The following is a 9,661-nucleotide window of genomic DNA, read 5'->3' on the forward strand; positions in this document are numbered from 1 at the left end:
GCTCCGGAATGCTCAGCAGCCCGTCCGGCAGCCACAGCATCAACAGCACCACCGCGCTGCCGAACACGAACAGGTACCAGCCCTGCGCGAACCGCAGCCACTCGGGCAGCAGCACGCCCACCGCCGAGCCGAGCACCGGCCCGAAGAAGCGGCCCGCACCGCCCACCACCACCATCAGGTACATCATGATCGACGCGCCCACCGTGAACGGCGCCGGTTCGATGAACTGCACCAGCGAGGCGAACAGCGCACCCGCCGCCCCGGCATACGCCGCCCCGATCGCGAACGACAGCAGCGTGTAGGCCCGGATGTGCACGCCCAGGCTCTCGGCCCGGATCGGGTTGTCGCGCAGCGCCGTGAACGCCTTGCCCCACGGCGAACGCAGCAGCTTCCACAGCACGGCGCCCAGCACCAGCGTGCAGCCGAGGATGAAGTAGTAGTACGGCAGGCTGCGTTCCAGCGACAGGCCGGCCAGCGAGGGCCGCGCGATGTTGTTGATGCCGAAGGTGCCKCCGGTSAGCCACTCCTCRTTGCGCATCACCAGCCACACCGCGGTGTTGAAGCCGAGGGTCGCGAACGCGAGGTAGATCGTCTGCACCCGCAGCGCCGGGAAGCCGAGCGCGAGCCCGACCACGAAGCAGCCCGCCATCGCGAGCGGCAGACCCAGCCAGAAGCTGAAGCCGGCCTTCATCACGATCGCCAGCGTGTAGGCGCCGATGCCGAAGAAGGCCGCATGCCCGAGCGACTTCTGCCCCGCATGGCCGACCGTCAGGTTCAGCCCCATCGTCGCGATCACGAACACCAGCCAGTAGCTCAGCAGGTACAGGCCGTAGCTCTTCAGGAACGGCGGCACGGCGACCAGCAGCGCCAGGCCGAGCAGGCCGGGCACCAGCGCGGTGGCCAGGGATTTGTCCCACTTCATACCTTGCGCTCCTCGCGGCGGCCCAGCAGCCCCTGCGGCTTGAACAGGATCACCAGCATGAACACCACCAGCGCGACGGCGTCCTTGTAGGCCGGCGAGATGTACGCCGACGCCAGGTTCTCGGCCACGCCGACGATCAACCCGCCGAGCAGCGCGCCGCGCGAGTTGTTGAAGCCGCCGATGATCGCGGCGAAGAAGGCCTTGGTGCCCAGCGGCTCGCCCATGTCGAACTTCGCCAGGTAGGTCGGCGTGACCAGCAGCGCCGCGGCACAGGCCAGCAGCGCGTTGATCGCGAAGGTGTAGAACACCATCCGCGGCACGTCGATGCCGAGCACGGTGGYACTCTCGGTGTTCTGCGCCACCGCCTGCATCGCGCGGCCGGTCACCGTCTTCGCGAGGAAGGCCTGCGTGCCGAACACCAGCACCAGCGCCATCGCGAGCGTTCCCAGGTCGACCAGCGTCACCGCGACACCGCCGACATGAAACAGCCGGTCGGCGAACAGGCCGGGGAACGGATGCGCCTCGGCGGTGAAGCCGGCACGCACGCCGTTGCGCATCGCGATCGCCAGGCCGATCGTGGCCACCACCACCGGCATCAGCCCGAAGCGCAGCAGCGGGTCGGCGATGCCGCGCTTGAAGGCCCAGCCGAGCACGACCACCGCCAGCACGCAGGTCAGCACGAAGCCGGCCCACAGCGGCAGGCCGACGCTCATGAAGCCGAGCATCGTGAAGGCCGGCAGCATCACGAACTCGCCCTGCGCGAAGTTGATCGTGCCCGAGGCCTGCCACAGCAGCGTGAAGCCGAGCGCGGCCAGCGCGTAGATGCTGCCCGTCGCCATGCCCGAGAGCACCAGTTGCAGGAAATCGCTCATGTCACGGCAGTCAGGTCACGACTTCTTGCCGAGCGCCGGCAGCGTCTCCCGCACCTCCTGCTTGCCGTTCTTCACCTCGACGATGAAGCTCTCGCGGTCGAGGTCGCCGTTGGCATCGATGCTCACGTCCATCAGCACGCCCGGCTCCTTCGCCACGGGGATCGTCAGCCCGTGCAGCGCCTTCGCCACCGCCACGCGGTCGAACTTGCCGACCTTCTCGATCGCCGCCTTCAGCATGTAGACGCTGGTGTAGCCCTTGATGCCGTTGTGGTCCGAGACGTACTTGTATTCCTTCTCGAACTTGCTGCGGAAGGCCCGCATCGCCGGCGTCGGCGCATCCACCGTCAGCCCGACGTGCGCGATCGCGCCGTTCGCCGCCTCGCCCGCCAGGTCGATCACCTTCTGGCCGGTCAGCGTGGTCTCGCCGATCACCGGCTTGCTCCAGCCCTGCTTGCGCAGCTCGCGCAGCGCGCGTGCCGACTCCTCCTCGTTGGTGTAGACGAACAGCACGTCGGCATTGCTCTGCTTCGCGCGCAGCACCGGCGCCGCGAAGTCGACCTGGCCCGATTCGGTGGAGATGTCGGCCGCCACCTTCAGCCCGCTCGCCTCGGCCGACTTGACGAAGGCATCGCGCCCGCCCTTGCCGAAGTCGTTGTTGACGAACATCACCGCCACCGTCTTCGCCTTCAGCGTGGCCGCGATGTAGCGCGCCACCTTCGGCATCGACGAGGCCTGCGTGAAGCTGGTGCGGAAGATGTACGGGTTGCCCTGCTGCGTGATCGAGGTGGCCTCGCCGCCGGTGAAGTTGGGCACCTCGGCACGCCGCGTCTCGGCCATGCTCACCAGCACCGAGCCGGAGAAGGTGGGCCCGAGCACCGCGAACACGTCGTCGTCCACCGCCTTCGTCGCCAGGCCCTTCGCGACGCCCGGGTTCGACTGGGTGTCGTTGACCAGCGTCTCGAGCTTGCGCCCGAGGATGCCGCCGGCCGCGTTGATCTCCTTCACCGCGAGCTCGATGCCGTTCTTCGCATTCGTGCCGGCCGTGGCGCCGKTGCCCGACAGCTCCTGGATCACGGCCAGCTTGACGGTCTGGGCCTGGACGGACAGCGCGGTGCAACAGGCAGCCGTGCCGAGCAGCGCGGCGATCCATGCATGGCGGATCGATGGGTTCATGTCGTGTCTCCTTGTCGTTGGAAGATGGCGCGCAGCCCGGAGGCATCGGCCTGCACCGCCTGCGCGATCGAATCGAAGCCGAAGAAGCGCAGGTACTCCGGCACCTGCTGCACCAGCATCTCGAAGCCGGGGTGCGCGACGATGCCGCGCGCATGGCAGGCCCGCAGCAGCGGCGTCGGCTGGTTCTTCATCAGGATGTCGACCACCACGGCAGCGCGATCGAGTTGCGCGGGGTCGAAGGGCAGCGGATCGTCGGTGTGCAGGCCGAGCGGCGTCGCGTTGACGACCAGGTCGAACCCGGCCGGTGCCGCCTCTGCCTGCGACACCACCTCGACGCCGAACTCGGCGGCGAGCCGTTCGGCGATCGCCGCGGTGCGGCCGCGGGCAGTGTCGAACAGCGCGATGCGCGCCGCACCGGCCGCGGCCAGCGAGGTCGCGATCGCGACACCGCCGCCGCCCACGCCGACCACCAGCGCCGTCCGGCCGGCCACCGGCACGCCGAAATGCGCCAGCGCCTTCGTGAAGCCGACGCCGTCGAACAGCGCCCCCTCCAGCGTGCCGTCGCCGTTGCGCCGGGCCGCATTCACCGCGCCGGCGCTGCGGCCGAGCCGGTCGCAGCGGTCCAGCAGCTCGACCATCGCCGTCTTGTGCGGGATCGCGAGCCACAGCCCGTCGATGTTGCGGGCCTTCAGCGCCTGCCGCGCAAAGGCCGCCAGGTCGGCCGGCGCCACCTGCGCCGGCACCAGCACCGCATCGGCCCCGTGGCGCGCGAACAGGTGGTTGAACACCTCCGGCGCGCGCACCTGCGCCACCGGGTCGCCGAGGATCAGGAAAACGCGCGTGCTGCCGGAAATCTTCATCGGCGCGAGCGTAGGCAGCCCCCGGGGGCGCCACAAGCGTGGCGACCCCCGAATTGAGCGATGATCGCTCGACCTGCGCGACTATCGCGCTTTTTTCGGGTAACTACGCGGGTCATCGATCCCCACCACCCCATGGACGACATCCCGTTCCAGATCGACCGGAAGGACCTCATCGAAGGCCTGGGCAAGGGCCTGCGCGTGATCGAGGCCTTCGATGACGACCATTCGCGCCTCACGCCCAGCGAGGCGGCGCAGCTGACCGGCCTCACCCGCACCGCGGCACGCCGCTACCTGCTGAGCCTGGTGCACTTCGGCTATGCCGGCACCGACGGCAAGCGCTTCTGGCTCGCCCCCCGCGTGCTGCGGCTGGGCCAGAGCTACATCGGCGCGGCCCGGCTGCCGCGGCTGGTGCAGCCGTTCATCCAGCGGGTGTCGATGCAATGCGGCGAGACGGTCAACGTCAGCGTGCTGGACGGGCACGAGGTGGTGTACGTGGCGCGCAGCAACGCGCCGCGCGTCGTGTCGATCGGCTACCACGTCGGTGCGCGGGCGCCGGCGCACGTCGCGACGCCGGGCATCGTGATGGTGTCGGCACTGGCCGATGCGGAGCTCGATGCCTGGCTCGCCGCGCACGACTTCCATGCGTTCACCGCCCACACCGTCAGCACGGCCGAGGTATTCCGCGAGCATGTGCGCGCGGCGCGCTCGCTCGACCACTGGATCACCGCGCAACAGCGCGACCTGGGCCTGTCGGGCATCGCCACCGCGCTGCGCGACCGCAAGGGCGTCTGCAAGGGCGCCGTCGGCATGACGCTGCAGTCGGTCGCCTACACGCCGGAGCAGATGCGCTCGCAGCTGCTGCCGCTGTTGCACGAGGCGGCCCAGGCGTTGCGGCCGCTGCTGTGAATTCTGGTCACATGATGTATCGCGCCGCCGCGGGTAAGTCCCCCGTAAGTCGACTGAAAGAACCATCGCGGCTTCCCCATTGGATCCACTTCGCCATGCTGAAACCCACTCTGCTCCGTTCCGTCGTCCTGTCCATGCTCGCCCTGGCTGCCGCCCCGCTGGTCATCGCGCAGCCGCAGCCGGGAGAAGACYAGCCCCCGCCGCCGCCCTCGGGCTGGGGCCTGGGGATCGGCGTCGGCTGGCAGCGGCCGGTGTACGCGGGCGCCGAGAACAAGACGCGGGTGCTGCCGCTGATCACTTTCGAGAATGAGTACGTGCGCGTGCTCGGCCTCGGCGCCGACCTGAAACTGCCGAGTGCCGGGCCGGTGTCGTTCGCGGTGCGCGCGCGCTATGCGCTGGGCGACGGCTACGAGTCGGATGACGCGCCGATCCTCGCCGGCATGGCGGAGCGCAAGCCGAGCTTCTGGCTGGGCGGCGCGGTGCAGTGGCGCACCGAGTACGCCAAGCTGTCGGCCGAACTGGCGGGCGATGCGTCGTCGAACAGCAAGGGCACCGAGGCGCGCCTCGGGGTGGAGCGCGACTTCCGCTTCGGGCGCTTCATGTTCACGCCGCGCGTCGCCGCCGTCTGGCGCGACGCGAAGTACGTCGACTACTACTACGGCGTGCGGCCGGAGGAAGCCACCGCGTTCCGCCCGGCCTACGAAGGGCGTGCCACCACCAATGCCGAGGTCGGCCTGCGCACGTTCTACGGCTTCTCGATGCGCGACGGCGCGTTCCTCGACGTCAGCGCCACCGCGCTCGGCTCGAGCATCAAGGACAGCCCGCTGGTCGACCGCCGCACGCTGCCGGCGGTGCGCCTGGGTTACCTTTACCGCTTCTGAACGGAGTCCCGCCCTCGATGAACCGTGTCGTGCTGGTCGAAGACCACACCCGCCTGGCCGCGCTGGTCGGCAAGGCGTTGTCGGGCGCGGGCATCGAGGTGGACGCCTTCGAGCGCATCGAGCCGGCCTGGCATGCGCTGGCCGAGGCCGACTATGCCGCGTTGATCGTCGACCGCGGCCTGCCCGACGGTGACGGGCTCGACCTGGTGCGCCGCCTGCGGGCCGCCGGGCGGCGTGTGCCGTGCCTGATGCTGACCGCCCGCGACGCGCTGCACGACCGCGTGACCGGGCTGGAGGCGGGCGCCGACGACTACCTGGCCAAGCCGTTCGCGATGGAAGAGCTGGTGGCCCGCGTGCGGGCGCTGATGCGCCGGCCGGCCCAGCTGCAGAGCCTGTCGCCGGAATTCGGCGACCTGCAGCTGAAACCCGAAGCCGGTTGCATGACCTGTGCCGGCGAATCGGTGACCTTGCCGCCGGCCGAGTTGCAGATCATGCTGAGCCTGGTGCGCGCGGCCGGCCAGACGGTGCGCCGCAGTGCGATGGAGCGCGCGGCCTGGGGCGTCGACGAGGCGGTGACGCCGAATGCGCTCGATGTGGCGCTGCACCGGCTGCGCAAGAAGCTGCCGGCGATCGGCTCGACGCTGGAGATCGTCAACGTCAGGGGACATGGCTATGCGCTTCGCGCTGCGGATTCCGTCTAGCCTCGCGGCGCAGTTGCTGCTGGCCGCGAGCGGCGGCCTGGTGGTCGTGATGCTGATGGCCGGTGTCGTGCTGGCCGCGCTGCTGATGCAAGGGCCGGCCGACGCGACGCGCCAGGGGCTGGAGGACACCGCGAAGCACCTCGAGCGCGGGCTGCGCTTCGACGCGCAGGGGCGGCCGGTGCAGCTGGTACTGAGCGACAAGCACCGGGCGATGGTCGACGGCCTGCCGAAGGATTTCAGCTACCGCATCCTGGATGCGTTGGGGCATGTGCTGATGTCCGGCGAAGACGGCCCGGCCGCGCAGGTGCTGGCGATRCAGCCGGTGGCCGGCAACGAGACCGTCACTGCGGTGCCCACCGGCGAGTACACGCTGCACGTGCTGAACCGGCCGCTGCAGCACGCCGGGGAGGACTACGTGATCCAGGTGGCGCGCAGCGACCGGCTGGAGACGGTGCTGCGCCGGGTGGGCGGTGGCATCTTCGTGAAGGGCGGCGTCGTCGCCGCGGTGCTGGCGGTGTGCGTCTTCACCGGCGTCGTGCTGCTGACGCTGCGCCGCCTGCTGGAGCCGGTGCGGGCCGCCTCGGCCGCGGCGGCGGGCATCGGTCCGCACAACCTGAAGGCGCGGCTGGACGGCACGCGGCTGCCGCGCGAGCTGTCGCCGCTGATCGAGGCCTTCAACCAGGCGCTGGCGCGGCTGGAGACCGGCTACCGCGTGCAGCAGGAGTTCCTGGCCGCGGCCGCGCACGAGCTGAAGACGCCGCTGGCGCTGATCCGCGCCGAGGTCGAGCTGGACGAGCAGGGTGGCGAGCGCCGCGAGCTGCTGCTGAAGGACCTGGATTTCATGGCCCGGCAGGTGCACCAGCTGCTGCACCTGGCCGAGGCCAGCGAGGCGCAGAACTACATCTTCGAGCCGACCGACGTGACGCGCACCGTGACCGATGCGGCCGGCCAGCTGGAGCGGCTGGCCGGGCGGCATGCGGTGGCGCTGCAGGTGGAGCAGCCGGCCGCGCCGGTGCGGCTGCAGGCCGACGCGGGGGCCTTGTTCATCCTGGTGAAGAACCTGGCGGAGAACGCGATCCTGCATTCACCGCCGGGCGCGGTGGTGACGCTGGCCGTCGATGCGCAGGGGCTGCGCGTGCGCGACCAGGGGCCGGGCATCGCGGTGGCCGAGCTGCCGCGGCTGTTCGACCGCTTCTGGCGCGGCAGCGGCAGCGCCCACCAGGGGGCGGGGCTCGGGCTGTCGATCTGCCGCGAGATCGCACGGGCGCACGGCTGGACGCTGGCCGCGGCGAATGCGCAGGACGGTGCCGAGTTCAGCCTGAGCTTTGCCGAGGCTCAGGGCGCCAGCAGGATGTAGTCGGCGGTGTAGGGCACGCGCTCGGTGCGGCCGAGGCTCGCGGCATCGCAGCCGGCGGCCGGTGCCGCGCCGCCGGCGGTGTTGACGCGCTGCACGCTGGTGATCTTCGCGAGCCGGCCCGGTCCACCCACCGAGCGTGCCGACAGCAGCAGCCACGGGATCGCGCCGGCCAGCGGGGCGTCGGCGCGGGCCTTCGCGGTGCCGACGATGCGGCTGCCGTCGGCGAGCTCCCAGTGCGGGCCGGCATAGTGCTTGCCGGCCGGCGCGCCCTGCACGTCGAACAGATCGGCCTCGGGCGCGACGAACACCCATTCGGTGCCGCTGCCGCCGACCTTGTTGCGGCATTCGTAGATCTGCACGCCGCGCGCGCCAAGCCGTTCGACGGCCCGTTCGCCGGCCGGCACCAGGTTGGCCGGCACCGCGACGGCGGCCGGTTGCGAGGCGCAGGCCGCGAGCGCGAGCGCGCCGAGGCAGGTGGTGAGCTTGAGCATGGGCATCTCCCGTGACGAAATTGAAATGGAACGTAGCAGACCCTGCGATCCGTGCTGCGCCCAGGGTCGTAAGCTCGGCGCAGGATCTTTCAGCGAAGGTGAAACTATGCGCCGCCTGACCGGCTTTGCCGCGGCCCTGGGGCTGCTGTTGTGCAACAGCCTGTGCCAGGCTCAGGACGACCCGAAGGCCCGCATCGCCGCAGCGGGCGACTACCGCTACACGGTCCGGCACGGCGAGCTCGACCGCCTGTACCGCGTGCATGTGCCGAAGACCTTCGATGCCGCGAAGCCGCAGACGCTGGTCGTCGCGCTGCACGGTGGCGGCGGCAGCATGGACTACCAGGCCGATGACGCGAACTACGGGTTGATCAGCCTGTCGGAGCGCACGGGCGCGGTGCTGGTGTTCCCGAACGGCTACAGCCGGCTGCGCCGCGGCACGCTCGCCACCTGGAATGCCGGCAGCTGCTGCGGCCAGGCGCGCGACCGCGAGGTCGACGATGTCGGCTTCATCCGCCAGGTGGTCGCGAACCTGCAGCAGCAGATGGTGGTCGCTCCGAACCGGGTGTTCGCGACCGGCATGTCCAACGGCGCGATGATGGCCTACCGGCTCGCCTGCGAGGCCGGCGACGTGTTCAGTGCGATCGCCGCGGTGGCCGGTACCGACAACACGCGGCGCTGCACGCCGGCGCGGCCGGTCAGCGTGCTGCACCTCCATGCGCGCAACGACCCGATGGTGCCGTTCGATGGCGGGTTCAGCAGCAACACGCGGCTGCGTGGGGCGACCGGCGAGTTCGCGTCGGTGCCCGACACGGTGGCGCGGTGGGTGCGCCACGATGCCTGCACCGGTGCGCCCCGGACGGTGCTGGAGAAACCGGGCGCTCGCTGCGAGGTGCATGCGTCGTGCAGCGGCGCGGCGCAGGTGAAGCTGTGCGTCACCGAGACCGGCGGGCATTCGTGGCCCGGTGGGCAGAAGGCGCGCGGCGAGGCGCCGAGCCAGGCGGTGTCGGCGAACGCGCTGATGTGGGAGTTCTTCAACCGGCCGTAGTCGGTGTGGGTCATCCAGGGCGTTGCACGCCCGCGAGGATATCGAGATCCTTGAACTTCCATTCGTCCGGCGATTCGCAGCGCAGCACCTTGTCCTGGCAGTACGCGCTGCCCAGGTCCATCTCGAGCGGCTCGATGCGCATGTTCGACTTGGTGCTGAAGAAGGCCTTGACCTTCGGTGCGAGCAGGTTCTGCGCGTTCTGTGCCGTCACCACCGCGAGCTTGCCGGACTGCAGGCGCAGCAGCGAGCCGACCGGGTAGATGCCCACCGTCTTGACGAAGGCCTGGAACACGCGAGGCTCGAAGTGGCCGTTCCACTGCGCCATGCGGCGCAGCGCCTCGCCCGGATCCCAGCCGCTCTTGTACGGGCGCACCGAGGTGATCGCGTCGTACACGTCGCACACCGCGCCCATCTTCGCGAACAGGCTGATCTGCTCGCCCGACAGCTTGTGCG

The 9,661-nt window shown here is 70.3% G+C and carries 11 protein-coding genes; 5 read left to right on the forward strand and 6 right to left on the reverse strand.

Annotation, left to right across the window (positions count from 1 at the left end; all coding sequences use genetic code 11):
• The 4 genes from AC1D12_RS14980 to AC1D12_RS14995 form a co-directional block, all read right to left on the reverse strand.
• Window positions 1-922, reverse strand: a 922-nt coding sequence (locus AC1D12_RS14980; protein WP_477841226.1) for a branched-chain amino acid ABC transporter permease, incomplete at its 3' end; no start/stop codon positions are given.
• Complete coding sequence (locus AC1D12_RS14985; RefSeq protein WP_477841228.1) at window positions 919-1,794, reverse strand: branched-chain amino acid ABC transporter permease; 876 nt, start codon at window positions 1,792-1,794, stop codon at window positions 919-921. The genes AC1D12_RS14980 and AC1D12_RS14985, both read right to left, overlap by 4 nt.
• Window positions 1,795-1,809: 15 nt before the next feature.
• Window positions 1,810-2,967: an ABC transporter substrate-binding protein gene (locus AC1D12_RS14990; protein ID WP_477841230.1), complete on the reverse strand. Its 1,158-nt coding sequence runs from the start codon at window positions 2,965-2,967 to the stop codon at window positions 1,810-1,812.
• Window positions 2,964-3,827 (reverse strand): shikimate dehydrogenase family protein, encoded by an 864-nt coding sequence (locus AC1D12_RS14995; protein WP_477841232.1) that lies wholly within the window; start codon window positions 3,825-3,827, stop codon window positions 2,964-2,966. Before AC1D12_RS14995 ends, AC1D12_RS14990 begins: the two co-directional genes overlap by 4 nt.
• Before the next feature lie 132 nt (window positions 3,828-3,959).
• Between AC1D12_RS14995 and AC1D12_RS15000 the strand changes: the two genes are divergently transcribed.
• From AC1D12_RS15000 to AC1D12_RS15015, 4 genes are all read left to right on the forward strand, one after another.
• Complete coding sequence (locus tag AC1D12_RS15000; protein WP_477826299.1) at window positions 3,960-4,733, forward strand: IclR family transcriptional regulator domain-containing protein; 774 nt, start codon at window positions 3,960-3,962, stop codon at window positions 4,731-4,733.
• 95 nt (window positions 4,734-4,828) lie between these two features.
• The gene (locus AC1D12_RS15005) at window positions 4,829-5,614 is read left to right on the forward strand and encodes a MipA/OmpV family protein (protein WP_477841234.1); all 786 of its coding nucleotides are present in this window, start codon (window positions 4,829-4,831) and stop codon (window positions 5,612-5,614) included.
• A gap of 17 nt (window positions 5,615-5,631) precedes the next feature.
• Window positions 5,632-6,315, forward strand: coding sequence for a response regulator transcription factor (locus AC1D12_RS15010; RefSeq protein WP_477826301.1), 684 nt, complete (start codon window positions 5,632-5,634; stop codon window positions 6,313-6,315).
• Window positions 6,281-7,672, forward strand: coding sequence for a sensor histidine kinase (locus AC1D12_RS15015; protein ID WP_477841236.1), 1,392 nt, complete (start codon window positions 6,281-6,283; stop codon window positions 7,670-7,672). Before AC1D12_RS15010 ends, AC1D12_RS15015 begins: the two co-directional genes overlap by 35 nt.
• Here AC1D12_RS15015 and AC1D12_RS15020 read toward each other — a convergent pair.
• Window positions 7,651-8,163, reverse strand: a complete 513-nt coding sequence (locus tag AC1D12_RS15020) for a DUF3455 domain-containing protein (RefSeq protein WP_477826952.1) — start codon at window positions 8,161-8,163, stop codon at window positions 7,651-7,653. The two genes, AC1D12_RS15015 and AC1D12_RS15020, sit on opposite strands and share 22 nt — an antisense overlap.
• Before the next feature lie 106 nt (window positions 8,164-8,269).
• On the opposite strand from AC1D12_RS15020, the gene AC1D12_RS15025 reads away from it, so the two are divergent.
• Window positions 8,270-9,208 (forward strand): CE1 family esterase, encoded by a 939-nt coding sequence (locus tag AC1D12_RS15025; protein ID WP_477826953.1) that lies wholly within the window; start codon window positions 8,270-8,272, stop codon window positions 9,206-9,208.
• Between the two features lie 10 nt (window positions 9,209-9,218).
• On the opposite strand, the gene AC1D12_RS15030 is transcribed toward AC1D12_RS15025, so the two are convergent.
• Window positions 9,219-9,661: HD-GYP domain-containing protein (locus AC1D12_RS15030; protein ID WP_477841238.1), on the reverse strand; the 443-nt coding region annotated here is incomplete at its 5' end.

The organism is Rhizobacter sp. P1_G5 (genome assembly GCF_056405435.1).